We start from the raw sequence: 21,760 nt of genomic DNA on the forward strand, positions 1-21,760 counted from the left end.
CGGCAGTGGCCATCAATGCATTGGCAATCTGGAGAAACTCCGTGACAACAACATTCACTTCGACCGTGCTGGGCTCACCGCGCATCGGTCCTCATCGAGAACTCAAGCGGGCAACCGAAAGCTACTGGGCAGGGCGCATCGACGCCGACGCCCTGCAGGCTGTCGCCCGTGACCTCCGTCGGCAGGGCTTGGCCGACCTCCGTGACCTGGGCCTCGACTCCGTCCCGGTCAATACCTTCTCCTTCTACGACCAGATGCTCGACACCGCAGTTCTTCTCGGCGCGCTGCCCGACCGCGTCGCGTCGGTCGCCGATCCGTTGGACCGCTACTTTGCCGCTGCCCGTGGGACGGACACCATCGCGCCGCTCGAAATGACGAAGTGGTTCGACACCAACTACCACTACCTGGTGCCGGAGATCTCGCCGTCCACCACGTTCGCACTCGACCCGTCCAAGGTCTTGTCCGAACTGGCAGAAGCACTTTCCGACGGCATTGCAGCCCGCCCGGTCGTCATCGGACCGGTCACCTTCCTGCTGCTCTCGAAGGCTGTCGGCACTGACGAGCCGCTGCTCTCGCGACTCGACGAACTACTCCCCCTCTACGCGGATCTACTCGGTCGGCTCGCGAAGGCCGGTGCGAGCTGGGTTCAGCTCGACGAACCGGCCCTCGTGGGCGATCGCACCGACGAGGAAATCGAAGCGGCACGCGCTGCGTACGAACAGCTTTCAGCGCTGTCCGAGCGGCCGTCGATCCTGTTGGCGTCGTACTTCGGTTCGCTGCGTGAGGCGCTGCCCGCGCTTGCGTCCACCGGCGTCGAAGGATTTGCCGTCGACCTGGTGGCCGGTCAGGATTCGATCGGCTCCGTCCCCGAACTCGCCCGCAAACTGGTCGTCGCCGGTGTGGTCGACGGACGAAACATCTGGCGGTCGGATCTGGATTCGGCACTGAGCACGTTAGGTGCTCTGTTGGGCAGCGTGGATACTCTTGCCGTCTCCACATCGTGCTCCCTGCTGCACGTTCCGTACACTCTCGCCGCAGAAGCCGATGTCGACAAGGCCCTGCGCTCGTGGCTCGCGTTCGGCACCGAGAAGGTCAAGGAAGTAGTTACTCTCGCAACCGCTCTCACACAGGGCCGAGAGTCGGTGGAGGACGAGTTCGCTCTGGCACGAGCGGCCGCGTCGACCCGCAAGGACGATCGCAGACTCAATGATGCGAGTGTTCGGGGACGCCTGGCCGCCGTGCTGAACTCGGCGACCGGTCGCGCGCCCGCCGCCGAACGTCGCGCTGCCCAGGACGAACTGCTTTCTCTGCCGCCGCTGCCCACGACGACAATCGGTTCGTACCCGCAAACCTCGAAGATCCGCATCGCTCGCGCAGCACTGCGCAAGGGCGAGATCGACGAAGCCGAGTACGTCAACCGTATGCGCGCCGAAATTGCCGAAGTTGTTGCGCTCCAGGAAAAGCTGGACCTGGACGTTCTTGTTCACGGTGAGCCGGAACGCAACGACATGGTCCAGTACTTCGCGGAGCAGTTGGACGGATTCTTCGCCACCGCCAACGGTTGGGTCCAGTCGTACGGCACCCGCTGCGTGCGTCCGCCGATTCTGTACGGCGACGTCTCCCGCCCGAAACAGATGACCGTCGACTGGATCATGTACGCGCAGTCGCTGACCGACAAGCCGGTCAAGGGCATGCTCACCGGACCCGTCACCATTCTGGCCTGGTCGTTCGTCCGCGACGACCAACCCCTCGCCGACTCGGCAAATCAAGTCGCACTGGCCATTCGAGACGAGACCGTCGACCTGCAGGCCGCCGGAATCGGAATCATCCAGGTTGACGAACCGGCTCTACGAGAACTACTCCCACTGCGTGCCGAGGATCAGCGCGCCTACCTGGACTGGTCGGTCGGCGCCTTCCGGTTGGCTACCTCGGGCGTCGCGGATTCCACCGCGATCCACACGCACCTGTGCTACTCCGAGTTCGGAGCGGTGATCGGCGCCATCGCCGGCCTCGACGCGGACGTCACGTCCATCGAGGCGGCGCGCTCACACATGGAGGTCCTCGACGATCTCAGTTCGGTCGGGTTCGACCTCGGCGTCGGGCCGGGTGTCTACGACATCCACTCGCCGCGGGTGCCGAGCGTCGACGAGATTGCCGAATCCCTGCGTGAGGCACTCAAAGCTGTTCCTGTCGAGCGGTTGTGGGTCAACCCGGACTGCGGTTTGAAGACCCGCGGTTCCGTCGAGGTCGAGGCGTCACTGCGTAACCTCGTCGAAGCCGCGAAGTTGGTACGAGCGGAGCTTTAGGGGCAAAGCCCCGGTGCGCCTTTTTGGTAGTGGGCACTACCAAAAAGGCGCACGGGGGTCAGCTCAACCATGTGTTGCCGAAGAGCAGAATCCCGTCCGCACTCGGCATCACTCCGTGCACGTTCTCGCGCCACGGGATGAAAACCTTGCCGGAGTTGACCACGGCCATCGGCGCCGTCTCGTTGACCACGGTCTGAATATCGTCGATGACGGCTCGCCGCTCATCCTCGCCCGACGCTGTTTGCAGCTTGCCGAGCAACTCGTCCATCCGAGCGTTCTTGTAGCCGAGAATGTTCGACGGCGATTCGCTGAACAGGTTGCCGTACATACGCACGAACGGCGACTCTTCCAGCACGTTGAACGCGAAGTAGGACACGTCGTAGTCATGCTTCGCGTACAGCATGGAAATCAGATCGTTGATGCTGGTTGCGTAGGTGATGTCGACCGTGAAACCCACTGCCTGCAAGAGCGACTGAAACGTCAGTGCGCTGCGCTGCGTCGCCGGATCGTTCATACCGACGTACGTCAGTTTTCCGTCGTAACCGTCGGCCTTCGCCTCGGCGAGATACTTCTTCGCCGCCTCGGGGTCGAAGCCGTTCCCGGCCACCGATCCGTGCCACTGCGACCACGACGCGAACATGTCGGTGCCGGGTTCGCCGAAGCCGCCCTGAACTCGCTCGTTGAACGTAGTCGGGTCCACCGCAGCGACAATCGCCTTACGCACGCGCTCGTCCTTCGCTGCCCGATCGTCGCGCTGATTGATTGCCAGAACGCCGGCCATGCTGGCCGAGTACACAAATCCGGGATCACCGGCTTCGAAAGCCTCGTGTATGAAATCGGGAGACTTCAGATAGGCGACCTGAATTCCGTCGGTGTGCAATCCCTCTAGTTTGCTCTTCTCGTTGACGATTGCCGGAAAGCGCAACTTCTCGAGGTACGGTGCCCCGTCCCAGTACGTCGGACGGGCAGCGAGCACCAATTCGTCCTGGGAGGCGAACTTCTCGACGGTGAACGGGCCTGCCCCGATCGGGGTGAACGTGCCGGTAGCCATCGACGAGGGCGCGACGATCATGCCGGGACCGGTGGTGAACATGATCGGGAACTCGTCCCACGGCTGCGCCAATGTGAAGACGACCGTACTCGGATCCGGTGAATTCGTCTCGCGCACAGCGGTCTTCCACACCAGCGCGTGAGTTCCCTTCTTCTGCAGATAGCGATCGATGCTCCACAGGACTGCCGCACTGTCCATCGGAGTGCCGTCGCTGAAGGTGACGCCGTCGCGCAATTTCAGTGTCCACACCGTGTTGTCGCCGTTGGCCGACAAGGACTGCGCCAAGTGGGGGACGTATTCGCCCGCCGCCGTATCGAAGCGCATGAGAAGGTCATAGATGGCTGCCATTTCGCTACCACCGGTAGCGCCGCCGTCCTGACGGTCAGCCGGATCGAGACTGCTGATCCCGTTGTAGGTGGCAAACGACACGGTGCCACCCGAGCGCGGCTCTCCCCCGTTGTTCTGGTCACCGACAACTCCGACCGTCACGTCCGATGCATCCGTGGTCGTACCTTGGCTGCTACCGGCGCACCCCGTCACCACCAGTGTCGCCGACGCCAGAACAACCATCCAGATTCGAGAGCGAGCTCCGTACGAGCGCTTCATTGCGACTCACTTTCACAGTTCGCGGACACGTCGATCCTTGGATCGCACACCCCGGCAGTTTTGTAAGTGAATTCTAGGTAAGGACGCTTCCTGCGTCTTCGTTTTCATGAAGCTGAAGCGATGATTCGCATTCACAGCGACAGAAACAAGAACTGAATTCTAGAGTGACACCGTTCAGCGAAGTACCAGTCCGATGACGTCTTCGACGTTCCGCTGGGCCTCTGCGAATCCGATCCGGCCACTGGTCCACAGTGCAAGAGCCGTCAACATCGTGCCGCCCATTGCCACGGCCGCAACCCGCGCCGTCTCGGCCGGAACACCGTCCATCAATTCGAACAGCATTCTCCGATGTGCAGCCGCGCGCTGATCCAACGACTCGATCACGAACTGATCCGAGGACGAATGGAGTTCGATCTCCAGTCGAGCGAAGTGAGGCCTACGCTCGAATGCCTTCATCTCGCGGCGATGAAGTGCCAGAACCCGTTCGTACGCATTGCTCTCTTCGCCGCCTGTTCGCGACTGCTCAGGACGACGAGCCGATTCGAGCCCGCTCCATGCCGTCATCGCCGCAGCAAGAAGTTGCTGTTTGGTCGGAAAGTAGCGATAGAGAGTGCCTAGCGCCACGCCTGAACGCTCCGACACTTCTTTCATCTGGATTCGATCCGACGGCATCTCGGCCAGCATCTCGACCACCGCCGTGGTCAGTCGTCCTCTCCGCTCGAGTTGCCCCACCGACATGAGGTCGACGCCCAAGGGAAACTCGTCGCTGCGCGCAGTCACGCGCGTCACGATACTTCAGAATCCTGACCGCAGTGCCGGGTTGCGACGTTTCATCGTAACCCCGAGATCTAATACACGGATTAATCAACTGCAGATCGCGCTAGGGTTAGTCCATGACTGACCGGACAACCGATGACCAGCCAACCGTCGGCGTGCTCAACTTCTGGTCGTTCATCGAACTGGCCAACAAGCGACTGGCCACCGAACACGGCTTTCGCGACCAGCTGGCCACCGAGGTACTACTGACACTCAATCGGGCTTCCAACGTGGTCACCTACGATCTCGAGTCGTCGATCCACCGCCCTCGCGGCTGGTCATGGTCCTCCTTCAGGCTGTTGTTCGTCACCTGGCTGGCCGGTCCGATCGAGCCGAAGGCTGCCGCCGAGCTCACCGGCATGAGTAGGGCAGCGGTCTCCAATCTGTCCAAGTCGCTGCTGGCAGACGGATTGATCGATCGTCGGCCCACCGAGAACGACGGCCGTTCGGTCCAGCTGTACCTGACCGACAAGGGCCGAGAAGCCATGGTCGAAGCCTTTCGCGAGCAGAACGAACGCGAACACGCCTGGGTCAGCGTCCTGAGCGAGGCCGAACAGCGAATTCTTGTCATGCTCCTGGACAAACTGATCACCAACCGCAGCCAGTTCGACGTACGCGGACGTAACTGACATAGACCCGAACCCCCTTGGAGGGTTGCGCTCATCACATCATTTTAGTTAATGTATTTACTATCTGGTGGAGGTGAGCCAGGCAGAACAGCACAAGAAGGAGCCCCGTCATGGCGTTCTATCGACAACTCGGCAACATCCCACCGAAGCGTCACACCCAACACCGTGACGAGTCCGGCAACCTCTACTACGAAGAGCTGATGGGAGAGGAAGGTTTCTCCTCGGATTCTTCGTTGCTGTACCACCGCGAGATCCCGTCGGCCATCGTCGACGCAACGGTCTGGGAACTGCGCGATCAGAGCACAACCCCCAACCATCCCCTCAAACCGCGCCATCTGAAACTCCACACGCTGTTTCCCGAAAGCACCTGGAACGAGACAGACGTGGTAACCGGCCGTCGTCTCATCCTCGGAAATGCCGACGTGCGATTGTCCTACGTCGTTGCGGCAGCGCCATCTCCCCTGTATCGCAACGCAATCGGCGACGAGATGGTCTACATCGAATCTGGCGAGGCGACCGTCGAGACCGTCTTCGGTGCACTCGAGGCCAGTGAAGGTGACTACGTCCTGATCCCGATGTCCACAACGCATCGATGGATCCCCAAGGGTGACAAGCCACTTCGTGGCTACGCCATCGAGGCGAACAGTCACATCGTCCCGCCCAAGCGCTATCTTTCCCGCTTCGGTCAGCTGCTCGAGAACGCACCGTTCTGTGAACGAGACCTGCACGGACCGACCGCGCCCATGATCGCCGAAGGAACCGACGTCGAGGTACTGGTCAAGCACCGAACGTCGGCGGGAATCGTCGGCACCCGAATGGTTTATCCCACGCACCCTTTCGATGTCGTCGGCTGGGACGGCTGCCTGTACCCGTACACCTTCAACATCTCCGACTACGAGCCGATCACGGGCCGTGTTCACCAGCCGCCGCCCGCGCACCAGGCATTCGAGGGGAACAACTTCGTGATCTGCAACTTCGTGCCCCGCAAGGTCGACTACCACCCCCTGTCGATCCCGGTGCCGTACTACCACTCGAACGTCGACTCGGACGAGATCATGTTCTACTGCGGCGGTGACTACGAGGCGCGCAAGGGTTCCGGCATCGGTCAGGGTTCGATATCGATTCATCCCGGCGGCCACGCCCACGGACCACAACCCGGCGCCTACGAGCGGAGCATCGGCGCCGAGTTCTTCGACGAGCTCGCCGTGATGGTCGATACGTTCCGGCCCCTCGAATTGGGTGAGGGAGCCCTTGCCTGCGAGGACGAAGCGTACGCCTGGAGTTGGGCAGGGCGGGGGCCTCGGCAATGACGATCATCTCCCCACTCCTGCGTGGCCTGTGCGACGACGCAGCACTCTTCCCACCCGGCAATGCTCTTCTCGCCGAGGCAATTCCGGCCCACGCCGCCTACCTGCAGGCGGATTACGACGCACTGGTCGGGCCTTTCGTTTTTCCCGCGCCGCGACTGAGCGAACTGGCTGCGTACGTTTCAGCGGACAGCCCGGTGACGCTGAGCCTGACCGTGCCGGCCGGCCCATCCGATACGGCGGCCGCACTCTCGAACGCGCTCGCCATCCCTGGTGTTCACGTCGCCGCCGTCGAGGTGGGAATTCCTGACGGGTTGGACGCCGATGCGGCCTTCGAGGAACTCTCTCGTGTCCATGCCGCTCATCCCGACGTCGACATTTTTGTCGAGGTGCCTCGAGGTGATCGGCGCGCGGGCTATCTCACAGCTCTCGAAACTGCCGGGCATTCCGCAAAGTTTCGCACCGGCGGGATTGTCGCCGAGGCGTACCCGAACGAGGAAGAGCTCGCCGATGCGGTGATATCCGTTGTCCGAGCGAATATCCCGTTCAAGGCGACTGCGGGACTGCACCACGGTGTGCGCAACACCGATCCGGAAACAGGCTTCGAGCAACACGGCTTCCTCAACATCATGGTGGCCGTCGACGCGGCGAGGCGGGGCGCCGATCGTTCGGAAATTGTTGCTGCACTGTCTCAGCGCGATGGAAAATCGATCGCGCAAGCCCTGGCCGACCTCACCGAGGACGAGGCCGGCGAGGTGCGTCGCCGATTCCTCTCGTTCGGTACCTGCAGCATCTCGGACCCTCTGACCGAGCTGGAAGGCCTCGGGTTGATCGTCCGCTCCGACAAAACCGAAGGAACTCTCGTATGACTGTCACGACCATCGACATTCCCGCCGACTCACTGTTCGGTCTCGACAATCTGCCGTACGGGGTCTTCTCCCCCGCGGGAGGGTTACCGCGTGTCGGTGTGCGCGTCGCCGAATCGGTGGTCGATCTCGCAGCGACACTGGGTGATTCCATCTTCTCCGAACCGACTTTGAACGCGTTCATGGCTCAGGGACGAGATCAGTGGGTATCGGTGCGAAACCGGATCACGGAGCTCGTGACTAGCGAAATAGACTCGAATGCAGTGTTTTCCGTTGATTCGGTGACAATGCATTTGCCGATCGCAGTGGCCGATTACGTCGACTTCTACGCCTCGGAGAATCACGCAACCAACCTCGGGCGGTTGTTCCGCCCGGACGCAGCCCCCTTGATGCCGAACTGGAAGCATCTTCCCGTCGGATACCACGGGCGCTCGAGCACCGTCGTCGTCTCCGGCACCGACATCGTTCGTCCCTGCGGACAGCGGAAGGCACCCGATCAGGAAAGCCCGGACTTCGGACCGTCCCGGCGCCTCGACATCGAAGCCGAGATGGGATTCATCGTCGGAACTCCCTCGAAGATGGGCGATTCCATCACCCCGGACGAATTTGCCGAGCACGTCTTCGGCGCCGTCGTCGTGAACGACTGGTCTGCCCGAGACATCCAGGCGTGGGAATACGTGCCCCTCGGTCCGAACCTGGGGAAGAGTTTCGCGACCTCCATCTCACCGTGGGTCGTACCCTTGCTCGCTCTCGAAGCAGCCCGAATCGACACTCCGGTGCAGGATCCCGAACCGCTTTCCTATCTGCGTGGTGAAGAGAAGTGGGGGCTGGACATCGACCTGGCCGTCGAATGGAACGGTCACGTCGTCTCCCGGCCGCCCTACGCCCAGATGTACTGGTCGCCTGCGCAGATGCTCGCGCACACCACCATCAACGGCGCAGCAGCGAGCACCGGCGATCTCTTCGCGTCCGGAACCATTTCCGGACCGGACAAAGATCAGCGCGGCGCCTTCATCGAGCTGACGTGGGGCGGCAAGGAACCCGTAGCTGTGGGCTCCGAGACCCGTACCTTTCTCGAAGACGGCGACACCATCGCCATCTCAGCCACCGCTCCCGGCGTCGGCGGATCACGAATCGGCTTCGGGGATGTTCACGCTCGGATCCTGCCTGCAACGCAAACCGAAAGATAGTGATTGACAACTGTTTGATTCACGCTGATCTGATGTCCGGAATTCCTTGCCTCACGATTCTCCGAAGATAAGCTGGACTAACCATCCAGAGCGATCGAGAGTCCTGGCTCCGTGACGTCGCAGCAACCCCCTCTGCTGAGGTGCGGGTGCTTTCTGCCAGGTCCGATGGAGGACTCGTGCCAGGCGATCGACCCCGTACCTCAGTGGGGACAGCAGCTGTCATCGTGATCGTGGGCGGTGGACCCCGCGGGACCGGCGTACTCGAGCGGATCCTCGCTCACGAATCGGTGAACGCCGATCCCACACCGATCGACATTCACGTTGTCGACCCGTATCCGGCAGGCGCCGGCCGTATTTGGCGAGGCAGCCAGGCGCCGCTTCTGTGGATGAATTCGACAACCGCGGACGTCACGATGTTCACCGACGAGACCACCGCCGTGACCGGCCCGGTGCTGCCGGGTCCGACCCTCGCGGAATGGGTCGCCGAGCGCTCGGCTGAGCTTGCCGAATTCCCAGAAATCGCAGCAGAAGTTCCGACGATCACCCCGTCGTCGTTTGCATCGAGGTCACTGCAGAGCCGATACCTGAACTGGGTGTTCGAGACTGCAGTCGACTCCGCGCCAGCGCACGTCGACGTTCGAGTTCATCGACGATCCGTGGTCGACATCGTGAACGTCGGCGAGACACAGACGGTTCATCTGGACGACGGAGCTGTCATCGACGCGACGACCGTCCTTCTCGCACAAGGGCACCCCGATGCGTTGCCTGCCCCACGTGAAACCGCGCTGACCAGCTTCGCGTCCGATCACGGGTTGACGTATGTGGGTCCGGGCTACACTGCCGACCTCGACGCCGATGTCATTCCCGAAGGCGAACCGGTTCTGATCGCCGGACTCGGGCTGGCTTTCATCGACTGGATGGTTCTCCTCGCCGAGAGCCGTGGCGGCATCTTCGAACGCGGTGAAGACGGCATCCTCACTTACGCTCCCTCGGGTCGGGAACCCCTGTTGTATGCCGGATCTCGTCGCGGAGTGCCGTATCACTCCAAGATTTCGTACTCGATCGCTGACGCACGGCCACCGCTACCGCGGTTCTTCACCGCTGATCTCGTTCCCGGCGACGGACCGTTGGATTTCCGAAACGACATCTGGCCCTTGGCGTCGAAAGAACTGGCAGGCGCCCACTATCACGAGCTGTTCGCATCTCACCCGGATCGGACAGTGGGCACCTGGGAGGAGTTCGACGCCGAATTCGCCTCGCTGGCCTGGGGATCGCCTCGATTGCATGAACTGGTCGAGAACGCAGTCCCGAAGCCGGAAGACCGTATCGATCTCGAGCGGCTGAACCGCCCACTCGGCGGTGAGCGCTACGACGGGCTTGCCGAGGTCCAGTCCCGGATCACCGAATACATCTCGGCAGATGTCGCGCGGAGGTCGGACCCGTATTTCAGCGCCGACGCGGCTGTCTTCTCAGCGCTGCTGTCGACGTACATGACCGTCGGAGAATTGTTGCGGCGCGGCAGAATCCCGGCCGAATCCGTCGCCAAGGACGTCGAGGGTTGGCTTCATTCGTTCTTCAGCTTCATCGCCAGTGGTCCGCCACCCGAGCGACTGGAACAGTTGATCGCCCTCAACGAGGCGGGCATCGTCCAGTTCCTCGGGCCGGATTCGGTGTTCTCCACCGAGATCGACCCGGCAACGGGGGCTGGGATCTTTGTCGCGCGCAGTGCGTCGCACACCGACATCGTGGCCGCGAACACCCTCGTCGAAGCACGCTTGCCGGTTGCTTCCATCAGCGCGAGCGGTGACTTGCTCCTGCGGACGCTTCACGGTCGGGGCGAGGCAGTCGAACTTCGTGCGACCGTGGACAGTTCGGCGAAGCTCGCCGTCGACGGTACTTCACGAATTCTCGACCGGAACAACACAGCTCATCCTCGCCGCTTCGCGGCCGGGCCGTGGGTTGCAGGCCACAACTGGTCGGCGGCTTTCCCTCGTCCCCGTACCAATGCGGGGTTTTTCCGGCACAACGACGCCCTGGCGGCGGAGATTTTGGGCGCTGCGCGCCTGTGAGCGGTTAGGGAGTCCAGAGACTCCCTAACCGCTCACGGGGGCTGTGCCCCTCCTAGCTGAACACCAACTCACCCTCGTCAACCGCGACGGTGATACTGCCGCCCTCTTCGAGGAGATCGTCGAGCAGCATGTCGGCGATCTTGTCGTCGACCACACGCTGAATCGAACGACGCAACGGGCGAGCCCCGAACTCGGGTTGATGCCCGTGCTCGGCAATCCAGTCCACTGCGTCGGCAGTGAACTCGATCTCGATGCCCTTGGACTGCAGCCGCTTCCGGCTGTCGTCGAGCAGCAGATCAGTAATCCGGTGCAGTTGCTCGGTGTCGAGCTTGCGGAAGATCACGATCTCGTCGATACGGTTGAGGAACTCCGGCCGCATCGATTCGCGCAACCTGGCCATCACGCGGTCGCGCAGTGGCTTCTCCGCCGACTCTGCATCGCCTGTGGTGAAGCCGAGTCCACCGGACTTGCTCGAGATGATGTCCGAGCCGAGGTTGCTGGTCATGATCACGACGGTGTTCTTGAAGTCCACCGTCCGACCCTGACCGTCGGTCAGACGCCCGTCGTCGAGCACCTGGAGCAAGGTGTTGAACACGTCCGGGTGTGCCTTCTCGATCTCGTCGAGCAGGATCACCGAGTACGGGTTACGACGCACCTGTTCCGTGAGCTGTCCGGCCTCGCCGTAGCCGACGTATCCGGGAGGAGCACCGACCAATCGGCTGACCGTGTGCCTCTCACCGAACTCACTCATGTCGAAGCGCAGCATCTTGTTCTCATCTCCGAAGAGTGTGGCAGCCAGAGCTTTTGCGAGCTCCGTCTTGCCGACGCCAGTGGGTCCGAGGAACAGGAAGCTACCGACGGGACGATCCGGATCGCTCATACCGGTACGGCTACGACGCACGGCACGCGCGATTGCGCGAACGGCGTCATCTTGCCCGATGACACGACCGTGCAGTTCCTCTTCCAGACGGCGCAGGCGATCTTTCTCTGCCTGAGTCATCTGGCTTGCCGGAATACCCGTTGCGCGAGCGACAACTTCGGCGATTTGTTCAGCGGTCACGTCCGGCGTTTCCTCGGAAGGAACCGAGGATCCTGCCTTCTCGAGACGCTTTGCGACGCCGTTGATCTCGTCACGCAGGGTCGACGCCTTCTCGTACAACTCGTCGGCGACGGCTTTTTCCTTGTCGCTCTCGAGCTGCTCGAGACGCTGCTGCAGCGCAGCGGTGTCCACGGTGGCCGTCTTCAACCGAAGCCTGGCGCCGGCCTGGTCGATCAAGTCGATTGCCTTGTCAGGCAAGAACCTGTCGCCGATGTAACGTGCCGACAGCTCTACCGCAGCGGTGATCGCCTCGTCGGTGTAGTGCACCTTGTGGTGATCCTCGTACCGACTGCGCAGTCCGCTCAAGATCGCGATCGCGTCCTCGATCGACGGCTCTCCGACCTGTACGGGCTGGAAGCGCCGCTCGAGCGCGGGATCCTTCTCGATGTTCTTGCGGTATTCGTCGAGCGTGGTGGCGCCGACGATGTGCAGTTCACCGCGAGCGAGCTTGGGCTTGAGGATGTTTCCGGCATCCATCGCACCGTCTGCGCCGCCTCCGGCACCGGCGATGGTGTGCATCTCGTCGATGAAGACGATCAGCTCGTCCTTGTGTGCGGTGATCTCGTCGATCACCTTGGTCAGCCGTTCCTCGAAGTCTCCGCGGTAACGGGTACCCGAGACCATGCTCGAGAGTTCGAGCTGGACGATCTTCTTGCCCACCAACGATTCCGGGACATCCCCGTCGACGATGCGCTGGGCGAGACCTTCGACGATGGCAGTCTTGCCGACGCCGGCCTCACCCACCAGGACCGGGTTGTTCTTGGTGCGGCGGGAGAGGATCTCGATGGTCTGTTCGATCTCGTCGGCGCGGCCGATCACCGGATCGACGCCGCCGTTGCGGGCGCGATCGGTGAGATCGACGCCGTACTTGTCGAGCGTCGGTGTGGTGGACTCGTCTTCGACTGGACCGGCTGCAGGATTCTGAACCGCTGCCTGCAGCTTTTCCGGCGTGATGCCTGCCGAAGCGAGCAGACGACCCGGAACATGATCGGGGTCACCGGCCAGGGCGATGAAGAGATGTTCGGGGTCGATGTACGTCGATCCCAGGGCTCGGGCCAGTTGATGAGCCTCGAGTAGTGCAGTTTTGACGGCGCTGCTGAGCGCAGGAGCAGAGTAGGCCCCCTGCTCACGGCCTTGTGGCAGCCGCAGGTCGACGGCGTCGACCACGGATTTCGGGTCGGCTCCGGCGCGCTGCATGAGGGTGCGGACCGGATCCTGCTCCGCCATGACGCGGAGAACGTGCAGTGCATCGAGATCCGAATCACCGCGAGCAGCCGCTACACGTGCAGCGTCAGCCATGAGTTGCTGGGTGGCCCTGCTCATGAGCCGGGAAATATCGATGCGACCGGGACCCTCGGGCCCGAAGAATGCTGGCATTCCGAAGCCTCCTTGCAGAAAGTTGAGCGTTACTGACTCAATTAACGTGCATGGGGCTCGATCAATTCCCGCGGGCTCAGATTTGTTTCAACACCTTCGGGCCACAGATCGTTCTCAACTACCGAAGGATCCGGTAGATCGACCGACCGGGTACGCCTCGACGTGCATGATCACCGATCCCTCGCAGGGACCACTCGCGATGTCGGTACGCCACGAACCTTTCAGACTGCCATCGGGCTGAGGTGTGTAATACGCCTCGGAGTGCGCCGGTGCCCACACCTTGGGCACGCCTTCCCCCTGGTAGCAATCCCACTCCCAGTCATAGGGGTGCACCCAACTGGTTCCGTCCCAGGTGTATCGCGCAGGCTGCGGCAACGTCGGATTGGCGGGAGCCGGACCGCCGACCACTGTGGCGATACAGACTCCGCTCGAGCAATCCGTCTCGAACGTGTATGTATCGGAGAAATCCGGCTCCCACTGGCCGGCGGCCAGACTTGTGCCCGTCTTGGTCGCGGCGAAACGCTTGAGCGAGTAATCACCGGACCAATTCGCATCCGCAGCCCCCGCGGGCATCGCTCCGGCGACAAACCACGTAGCAACGAGAGCAACCACCAACAATGACTTCCGCATGCGTGAAGTGAATCACAAGCTATGTCCGAATTGTCGGATACTGACCACAAGAACACCGACGACGATCAGCACCAGCGAAACCAACGGCAACGCTCCCGCACCCCTGTCCGCCAAGATCAGCCCGCCTACGACGCCGCCCGCTGCGATCGCCGAATTGAAGATCGTCACGAAAACCGATTGCGCAGTGTCCACAGCGTCGCCCGTCGTATCCGCGAGCGCCGTCTGAAGGAGAGTGGGAGCACCTCCGAATGCCACACCCCACGCCGCAACGCTGAGTGCGATCACAGCGAAGCTGTCACCGCCGACGCCCAACGCCGTCAAAGCTGCGGCAAAGACCACCAAGCTCAGCACGGTGAGACTTCGAAGGGCCCGATCGACGAACACCCCGACCACACCGATGCCCACGAAGGCGAAAAGTCCGAACACGAACAAGACGATTCCCAACCGATCGCCGAAACCGATGCGATCCAGAAACGCCGCCAGATACGTGTACACGATGTTGTGCGCGAGGATCCACAAGAACGCGACAAACAGAATCGGTCGTACGCCAGGCAGGACCAGGACTTTCCGCACCGGCAGCTGCCGATCCGCTTGTTGCCCGGGAAAGTCCGGCATCACCGTGAGTATCCACGCGACCAGAAGTAGCGCAGCAACCGACATCACGGCGAAGACGACGCGCCAATCGGCCAGGGTCCCGAGCCACGCCCCCATCGGAACGCCGATTGCCAACGCGATCGGCTGTCCGACGGAGGCAACCGCAACGGCCCGCCCCTGCAGGTGAGGGGGCGACATCCTGCGTGCGTACCCGGCAAGCAACCCCCACACCACACCTGCCGCCATACCGGCCAGAAACCGAACACCCAAGGTGAGAACAAGATTCGACGAAAGCGCTGTCACCAGATTGAAGACACCGAACCCCAGAATCGCCGACACCAGGACAGCACGCCGTCGCAATCCTCGGGTCAATGCGATCAGTGGTACCGCCCCGACGACGGAACCTAATGCGTATGCGGTGACCAATTGCCCTGCGCCGGAGACTGATACGGACAACCCTGACCCGATCTGCACCAGTAGTCCGGCCGGCATGGTTTCGGTTGTGATCGCTATGAAGCCTGCCATTGCGAGTGCCGACAACCCGGCCAGCGGTAGTGTCCGGACGGAATCGGTCTCCGCCAGTGCCGAAGTCGCCGTCCCGTCCGAGTTCGAGCTCACCTTGTCGGTGTTTCGGGACTGCCTTCACCCGACTGGCCGGAACGGACCAGTTCTGCAATAGACGCCCAGTCCATCTCGCCCTGACCGTTCGCCAGAGCCTGAGCGAGCACGCCTCGAAGTACGCCACCGAACGGCAAATCCAGATCGACGCTGTCGGCGGCGTCGAGCGCAAGCCTCAAATCCTTGAGGCCCAGAGCTGTGGTGAATCCTGCAGGCTCGTACTGACGCGTCGCGACGAGGTTTCCGTAGCTGGAGTAGACCGGCCCCGGGAAGATCGTCGAGGTCAGCAGTTCTACGAGTTGGCTTCCGTCCACACCGGACCTCTCCCCCAATGTGATTGCCTCGCCCAAGGATTGAATCGCGGCGAGGATGAGGTAATTGCCGATGATCTTGACGATGTTGGCCTGCTCCGGACGCTCGCCTTGTGGCCACGTGCGAGCACCGATGACGTCGAGAAAGGGCTGCACTCGCTCGAGGAGGGAACTGTCGCCGGCGGCGATGATGTTCAACTGACCAGCCTGAGCAACAGAAACGCGTCCGAACACCGGCGCCGCGATGTACCCGATACCGTACTCGGCGTGCAGTGCGGCGGCGCGCTTGGCAAGGTCGACGCTGACGGTGGCCATGTTGACGTGCACGGTTCCACTCGGAACGGATGCGAGGACGGCGGGATCCAGAATGGCCGAAGACACGGCCGAATCATCTGCCAACATCGACAGCACAACACCGGACTGGAATGCCTCGGCAACGGTTTTCGCGCCGATCGCCCCTTCCTCGACCAGTTCGGCTACCGCTTCAGGGCTGCGATTCCACACCGTCACGTCGAAGCCTGCGCCCAGTAGATTTCGAGCGATGGGACGACCCATCGCGCCCAAGCCGACCACAGAAACAGAAGTCATGGATTTCCCTCTCGAAAGTGCTGAACCATCTAAGACGGTTCAAGACTCTCACACGGGTACAGTTGCTGTCGAACCGGTTGAGATGGTTCGCCACGAAGGAGGATGAAAGTGAACGAAGCAGGAGCTGATCAATCCGCTCGGGACGTGTTTCGACTCGACAACGACACGCTCGCCTTCCGCTTCACCGCCACCCTCACCAATCGGAACGGCTCGAGGTTCGAACGACTCACGAGCCCGCAGCGACTCGAATTATGGTTACGCGCCAACGATCTGATGGACGCCCCCGCAACCGCGACAGAAGACGACCTCCGCGGCGCGCAGGATTTACGTGAGGCCATTCATCGCATCGGAACCGCCGTATGCGAGAACCGCCGTGCCTCACGCGCCGATGTCGGGATCGTCAACACCGCATCCGAACTCGGTGATGCCCACCTCGTCCTCGAGAGTGGCCGGGCCCTCTGGAAATCAGCCGGAGACAATCCGATCCGCGACGCTTTGTCGACAGTGGCTGCCGACGCGATCGCGGTGCTCGGTGGAGCCGACCGGGACCGCGTCAAAGCCTGCCAGGGCGACGGGTGCACCGGCCTCTACGTCGACACCAGTCGCGGCAACAACCGACGCTGGTGCTCGATGAACATCTGCGGAAACAAAGCCAAGAAATCCGCGATGACCGCTCGCACCGACTAGCTCATCTCACCTTCACCGCGACTCCATTTCGCCGCCACTCGGTTCCACAGCTTCTCGATCGGCGTCGACAGCAGGAGAAGAAACAGCGGGAAGTACGACGTCACCGGAACGAGCACACTGACGAGCAGCGCCACCACCATGATCAGGAAAGTGACGATTTCAGCGGTGAAATGCGGCTTCGCATTCTCTTCACTCAACGACGGGTTGCGAACCAGACCCCACGCGACCACCGCCAGGCACGCAGCACTGGCTGCCATTGTCCCGATGTAGAGAGCCCTGGTTCCGAGATCCTGCGACGGCGCCGCAACGAGCGCTGTCGGGAAGGGCAGGAACACGATGGTCATCACCCACAACCCCAGTCCGCGAACGACCACCTTGTCCGCGTCGACCACAAAACGAAGCAGCCGATGCTGCGACCACCAGAGCCGGAAGATCACCAGAAAGCTCAGGGCGAACGAGTAGAACTGCGCAGCGTGATCGCGCAGCAGTTCCGACGTGGTGCCGTGGTGGTCACTGGTGAGTTCGACCAGCGGCAGTACGAGCAGCGTGATCGCAATGGCGACAATCGCGTCGATGAAAGTGACGTAGCGCTCGAAGTAGCGGGTGCGTTCCGCAATCTCAGCCATTGCGGAAGCATAAGCCTCACAACAGGAAACAGACCGGCGACGCCACTTTACGGAAGCACGTATCCGGAAACATACAATTAACGAATCAAATTCGTTAGATCTCTTGACCGTGGCGGAGCCCATCCCCATACTTAACGAATCACATTCATTAAGTGACTCGCATCACGCCACCAGGGGTCGGTTCAGCCACCCCCTTCAGGACATGGGGTTGCCCTAGTGCCGATCAACGCTTCGACGAATACGCAGTCCGACCGGGTTCCACTCACCGCCAACCGCGGTATTGCCGTCTTCAGTATCGGCGTCATGGGGTTCATCACCGCGAACCTCATCCCCCTGATGATCGTGGCAATGGTCGAGGACCTCGGTGTCACCGAATCCGCTGCCGGTGCCGTTCTGACCGCATCGCTGCTGGTCTGCGCCGTCACCTGCCTCGCCACCACCCGAATCGCCTCGGCCCGGCATCGCCATCTCCTCGGCCGCGTCAGCCTGATCGCGATGGCAGCCGCATTCGGCGTTGCGGCCATCGCACCGTCCACGACGATCGCATGCGCCGCGATCATCGTCGGCGGTATCGGCGCTGGTGGATCCGCATCCGTTGGCGGAGCGGCACTGGCCGCGCTCACAAACCCGGACCGGGCGTCAAGCATCAGCGGCCTCGTGAACCGTGTCGTCGTCACAGCCGTCCTCGCTCTCATACCCATCCTCGGCACACACATGACCAACGCATTCGGCATCGTCGCAGTCCTGGCACTGGCTACCGCAGCAACGGTCACCTGGTTGCCGTCGTCCCCGGTGAAAGAGTCGCCGGAGACGGCGAAGTCCGCCAATACGACCACAGCTCTCCCCGCCGGGGTCAGCGCGAAACGACTCACTTTTGCCGGAACCGCATTTCTCGCGATGCTTGCAGTCTGGGCGATCAGCGAGGACTCGTTGTGGGCAGTACTCGGCATCATGGGTTCCGAGCACGCCGGGCTCTCGGATCAACAAATGAGTCTCGCACTGAGCGCATCAACGGCGGGTGGTGTGCTCGCGGCTGTTACCTTGACCGCGTTGGGTTCTCGGGTCAGTCGGACAGTATCGATCTCCGTGCTACTGATACTCGGGGCAATTCTGAAGCTGTCTGCCGGACTCACCACCGATCCCACGATCTACCTGGTAGTGGTCATCGCTTGGAACACGATCTACGCGGCCACGTTCATCGTCCTGGTTGCCATCTCGGCCGCGCTCGACGCGGCCGGCCGATGGTCGGCGCCACTACTGGGCACCTACCTCATCGGCTCCGCGTTCGCGCCGCTGTTCGGAACTTCGGTGACGGCCGGCCTCGGGTATCCGACCTTCGGAGTCATCATCTCGGGGATCAGCTTCGTTCTACTGGTCCCGTTCGCCTTGGTTTCCCGACTCTCCGCACGTACCGAAGGTGCGTATCGTCACCACAGCGCCGCCATCACTACTACCGTCATCGCGTAAGGATCACGTAGAAGTCATGAATGACAGCATCACTCACTACCGCAACGGAAAGATCTTCACGGCTGCCGACGACGGATGGGCCGAGTCGATAGTCGTCGAGGACCACAAGCTCAGATTCGTGGGCGAAACCGTCTATGCCGATATCCTGGCTCCAGACGCCGAGGTGATCGATCTCGAAGGTGCCGTCGTGCTACCCGGTTTCGTCGACGCCCATACGCATTTGGTGATGATGGGATTCGCGCTGCAGAAGTTGGATCTGCGTGATGCCGCCGATCTCGCCGACATTCAGTCCAGCATCAAGCAATTCGCGGAATCGAACCCGGACGCACCACGACTGCTGGGTCGCAGTTGGTTGTTCTCCGCGCTGGATGGAGGGCACCCGACGCGAGAGATGATCGACGCCGTCGTACCCGATCGCCCGGTGTACCTCGACGCCAACGACGTACATTCGGTCTGGGTGAACACTGCAGCACTGCGAGAACTCGGCATCGACGCGGACACTCCCGATCCGATCGGCGGTCGTATCGGCCGGGATCCGGACACCGGAGAAGCCACCGGAATGCTGTACGAGACCGCCATGATGCTCTACGTCTGGCCGAAACTGGCGGAGCTCGCATCCGACGAAGACCGGGACGCCGCCCTCGCTCTCGCCTTCCGCCACTATCTCGAGGACGGCGTGACCGGTGCGGTCGACATGGCACTCGGCGCGGACGAATTAGCTTCGCTGGAAAGAGCATTGGACGCAGGAGACGGAACACTGCCGCTGCGTGTCGCGGCTCACTGGCTGATGACCCGCGAGGACAACGAGGCCGACAACGTCGGACAAGTTCACGACGTGATCGAACTCCACGAGCGCGTCCAAGGTCCGTGGCTCCGTATCGCCGGAATCAAGATCATCATCGACGGTGTGATCGACAGCTGCACTGCCGCAATGAAAGAGCCGTACTCGGACGGCACCAACGCCGAGCCCATCTGGGATCTCGAGTCCTTGATCCCCGTCGTGACAGCCGCTGACGCCGCAGGCCTGCAGATCGCGATGCACGCGATCGGCGACGAGGCGTCGGAGATCGGATTGACTGCACTCGAGTACGCGATCGCCGCCAACGGAGACATTCCCCGCAGGCACCGAATGGAACACTTGGAGTCCATCACCCGGGACAACGTCGAAAGGCTTGCCCGCCTGGGAATCATCGCCTCGATGCAACCGGTTCACGCTGACCCTGCTATCCAAGAGAACTGGCAGGCGATGCTCGGCGACTACCGGGTCAATCGCGCGTACCCCTGGCCCGAATTCACCGAGGCCGGAGCGGTTCTGGCCTTGGGTTCGGACGCTCCGACCGCTCCCCACCCGCCGCTGCCGAACATGTTCATCGCCACCACCCGTCGATCCGCAATCGATCCGTCACTGGCACCCAACCTGCCGGGGTACGCACTCCCCCTCGCGGACGCGCTGGCTCACGCAACTCGCGACGCTGCCTACTCGTGCCGGTGGGAAGATGTGACCGGCCAGCTGGTTCGGGGTAAAGCAGCCGATTTTGTAGTACTGAAACAAGATCCGTTCACCGAAGGGGTCGATTCTCTCCTGACTACAGAGATTGCGATGACCGTCGTTGCTGGATCCGTGCGATACGACGCGGCCGGGGCCAAGAGCACCGAAGCACGGAACACCGAGTCCGATAGCTGATCGTTACCGGTTGTTCGATAACGCACGCATGCGGCCCGGCGACAGAACGAAGGAGGGACTTGAACACGTGAACCCATACACTCTGGAGGACGCATGCGCAGGAAAGCTCCGATTCCGGCCGCCGTCGCAGCCGCTGCACTGGTGACGGCCACTGCCCTGACGGTCGCCGGTTGTGGGTCGACCGAAGGAACACCTGAAGCGGCGGCGAGTTCCACGGCAGCCAGTTCAACGGCGTCGGCGACATCGACGGCAAACGAAACCGAGACGACGGTAGCGAGCTCTCCCCCGCCACAATCGAACACCCGCACAAATGCATCCACGACGGCGACTACGACAGCAATCCCCGCTTCGGGTCCCTGTCTCGACGTCGGCTCCTCGCTCGTCACCGACGCCATCGGCACGCTGGGCACCGACATCAACGGGGGCAATTGGATACCGAGATCCGCGAGCGAAGAACAGATCGGGAATTGTCCTGACCTGCTCTGGGTTTCGGTGGACGGCGACGGCGTCGGCGATGCGACTTACCAGTCACACCTCCTGTTCTTCCACGACGGAACATACCTGGGCACGGCTACCAGTAAGCCGTACTCGTACACACACGTCATCGACAGCAACAAGGATTCGGTATCCGTCCAATACCGTTGGCTGCTGGACGACGATGCATTCTGCTGTCCCCAAGGCGGACCGAACATAGTGAACTTCACGTGGAACGGCAGCGCCGTGGTTGCCGACGGCCAGTTCCCGCCCTCCTGAACCTGCCTGGGTCCGAGTAGGACCTGAATGCAACTGTGCCCCAGCGACGACGGTCACTGGGGCACAGTCTTGTTCGATCTACTCGCCGGCGCTCCTACTCACCGACACCGAGTTCGCGCAGGCGAGTCTTGTACAGCTCGATGTTGCCGAGCTTGATGTCCTCGTAGCCGCGAACCACGTCCGGCAGTGCCGCGATCTCGACGGCGCGATCGTATCCGTCGGTTGCGAGAGTACGAGAGAGGTCAGCGATCATGGCCTCGTACTCGGCGAGCAGTTCACGCTCGACCTTGCGGACGTGCATGTAGCCGAAGGGGTCGAGCTTGGTACCGCGAAGCTTCTTACCCTTGGCCAGAACCTTCAGTGCAACATGCGACTTGGGTCCGAGACCGATCTTCTTCTTGCGGCCCATCACTCGAAGGATCGGCGGGTGGAGTTTGTAGGTCAGGTTCTCCCCGGCCGGCACCTGAGACTTGACGTCCTCGATGA

The 21,760-nt window shown here is 62.0% G+C and carries 18 protein-coding genes and 1 riboswitch; of the genes, 10 read left to right on the forward strand and 8 right to left on the reverse strand.

Translation table 11 applies throughout. The features are described from left to right. The first annotated feature begins 41 nt into the window (after positions 1-41). Complete coding sequence (gene metE / locus ACYP01_RS02450) at positions 42-2,306, forward strand: 5-methyltetrahydropteroyltriglutamate--homocysteine S-methyltransferase (RefSeq protein ID WP_459678523.1); 2,265 nt, start codon at positions 42-44, stop codon at positions 2,304-2,306. Positions 2,307-2,364: 58 nt separating this feature from the next. Here the strand turns inward: metE and ACYP01_RS02455 are convergent, their stop codons facing one another. Beyond that, positions 2,365-3,963: an ABC transporter substrate-binding protein gene (locus tag ACYP01_RS02455; RefSeq protein WP_459678525.1), complete on the reverse strand. Its 1,599-nt coding sequence runs from the start codon at positions 3,961-3,963 to the stop codon at positions 2,365-2,367. A 174-nt stretch (positions 3,964-4,137) separates the two neighbouring features. After that, positions 4,138-4,752: a TetR/AcrR family transcriptional regulator gene (locus tag ACYP01_RS02460; RefSeq protein WP_459678527.1), complete on the reverse strand. Its 615-nt coding sequence runs from the start codon at positions 4,750-4,752 to the stop codon at positions 4,138-4,140. 104 nt (positions 4,753-4,856) lie between these two features. On the opposite strand from ACYP01_RS02460, the gene ACYP01_RS02465 reads away from it, so the two are divergent. From ACYP01_RS02465 to ACYP01_RS02485, 5 genes are all read left to right on the forward strand, one after another. Beyond that, positions 4,857-5,408: a MarR family winged helix-turn-helix transcriptional regulator gene (locus ACYP01_RS02465; RefSeq protein WP_003939926.1), complete on the forward strand. Its 552-nt coding sequence runs from the start codon at positions 4,857-4,859 to the stop codon at positions 5,406-5,408. 110 nt (positions 5,409-5,518) lie between these two features. Continuing rightward, positions 5,519-6,718, forward strand: a complete 1,200-nt coding sequence (locus ACYP01_RS02470; protein WP_459678529.1) for a homogentisate 1,2-dioxygenase — start codon at positions 5,519-5,521, stop codon at positions 6,716-6,718. Then, complete coding sequence (locus ACYP01_RS02475; RefSeq protein WP_151098148.1) at positions 6,715-7,584, forward strand: hypothetical protein; 870 nt, start codon at positions 6,715-6,717, stop codon at positions 7,582-7,584. Before ACYP01_RS02470 ends, ACYP01_RS02475 begins: the two co-directional genes overlap by 4 nt. Beyond that, positions 7,581-8,771, forward strand: coding sequence for a fumarylacetoacetase (fahA, locus tag ACYP01_RS02480; RefSeq protein WP_151098149.1), 1,191 nt, complete (start codon positions 7,581-7,583; stop codon positions 8,769-8,771). Before ACYP01_RS02475 ends, fahA begins: the two co-directional genes overlap by 4 nt. 78 nt (positions 8,772-8,849) lie before the next feature. Next, positions 8,850-8,943: riboswitch (SAM riboswitch) on the forward strand. A gap of 4 nt (positions 8,944-8,947) precedes the next feature. After that, positions 8,948-10,840, forward strand: a complete 1,893-nt coding sequence (locus ACYP01_RS02485) for an FAD/NAD(P)-binding protein (protein ID WP_459678533.1) — start codon at positions 8,948-8,950, stop codon at positions 10,838-10,840. Positions 10,841-10,892: 52 nt separating this feature from the next. Here ACYP01_RS02485 and ACYP01_RS02490 read toward each other — a convergent pair whose 3' ends face one another. The 4 genes from ACYP01_RS02490 to ACYP01_RS02505 form a co-directional block, all read right to left on the reverse strand. Continuing rightward, positions 10,893-13,316: an ATP-dependent Clp protease ATP-binding subunit gene (locus tag ACYP01_RS02490; RefSeq protein WP_054831246.1), complete on the reverse strand. Its 2,424-nt coding sequence runs from the start codon at positions 13,314-13,316 to the stop codon at positions 10,893-10,895. 114 nt (positions 13,317-13,430) lie between these two features. Next, positions 13,431-13,946, reverse strand: coding sequence for an Rv2253 family sensor-like surface protein (locus tag ACYP01_RS02495; protein WP_459678536.1), 516 nt, complete (start codon positions 13,944-13,946; stop codon positions 13,431-13,433). Positions 13,947-13,958: 12 nt separating this feature from the next. Next, the gene (locus ACYP01_RS02500; protein ID WP_134931752.1) at positions 13,959-15,158 is read right to left on the reverse strand and encodes an MFS transporter; all 1,200 of its coding nucleotides are present in this window, start codon (positions 15,156-15,158) and stop codon (positions 13,959-13,961) included. After that, a complete protein-coding gene (locus ACYP01_RS02505; RefSeq protein ID WP_003939725.1) occupies positions 15,155-16,057 on the reverse strand; it encodes an NAD(P)-dependent oxidoreductase in 903 nt (300 codons plus the stop codon). Before ACYP01_RS02505 ends, ACYP01_RS02500 begins: the two co-directional genes overlap by 4 nt. A gap of 102 nt (positions 16,058-16,159) precedes the next feature. Between ACYP01_RS02505 and ACYP01_RS02510 the strand changes: the two genes are divergently transcribed. Next, positions 16,160-16,744: a CGNR zinc finger domain-containing protein gene (locus ACYP01_RS02510; protein ID WP_459678539.1), complete on the forward strand. Its 585-nt coding sequence runs from the start codon at positions 16,160-16,162 to the stop codon at positions 16,742-16,744. Here the strand turns inward: ACYP01_RS02510 and ACYP01_RS02515 are convergent. Next, positions 16,741-17,370: a TMEM175 family protein gene (locus ACYP01_RS02515; protein WP_030535295.1), complete on the reverse strand. Its 630-nt coding sequence runs from the start codon at positions 17,368-17,370 to the stop codon at positions 16,741-16,743. The two genes, ACYP01_RS02510 and ACYP01_RS02515, sit on opposite strands and share 4 nt — an antisense overlap. 216 nt (positions 17,371-17,586) lie before the next feature. On the opposite strand from ACYP01_RS02515, the gene ACYP01_RS02520 reads away from it, so the two are divergent. The 3 genes from ACYP01_RS02520 to ACYP01_RS02530 all read left to right on the forward strand — a co-directional run bounded on the left by ACYP01_RS02520 (position 17,587) and on the right by ACYP01_RS02530 (position 21,274). Beyond that, the gene (locus ACYP01_RS02520) at positions 17,587-18,837 is read left to right on the forward strand and encodes an MFS transporter (RefSeq protein WP_083056838.1); all 1,251 of its coding nucleotides are present in this window, start codon (positions 17,587-17,589) and stop codon (positions 18,835-18,837) included. 16 nt (positions 18,838-18,853) lie between these two features. Next, complete coding sequence (locus ACYP01_RS02525; RefSeq protein WP_459678542.1) at positions 18,854-20,521, forward strand: amidohydrolase; 1,668 nt, start codon at positions 18,854-18,856, stop codon at positions 20,519-20,521. 93 nt (positions 20,522-20,614) lie between these two features. Continuing rightward, positions 20,615-21,274 (forward strand): LppP/LprE family lipoprotein, encoded by a 660-nt coding sequence (locus ACYP01_RS02530; RefSeq protein WP_459678545.1) that lies wholly within the window; start codon positions 20,615-20,617, stop codon positions 21,272-21,274. A gap of 94 nt (positions 21,275-21,368) precedes the next feature. Here the strand turns inward: ACYP01_RS02530 and ACYP01_RS02535 are convergent. Continuing rightward, on the reverse strand, positions 21,369-21,760 hold a 392-nt coding region (locus ACYP01_RS02535; RefSeq protein ID WP_459678548.1), incomplete at its 5' end, for a DUF6537 domain-containing protein.

This window comes from Rhodococcus sp. no. 34 (assembly GCF_054589475.1).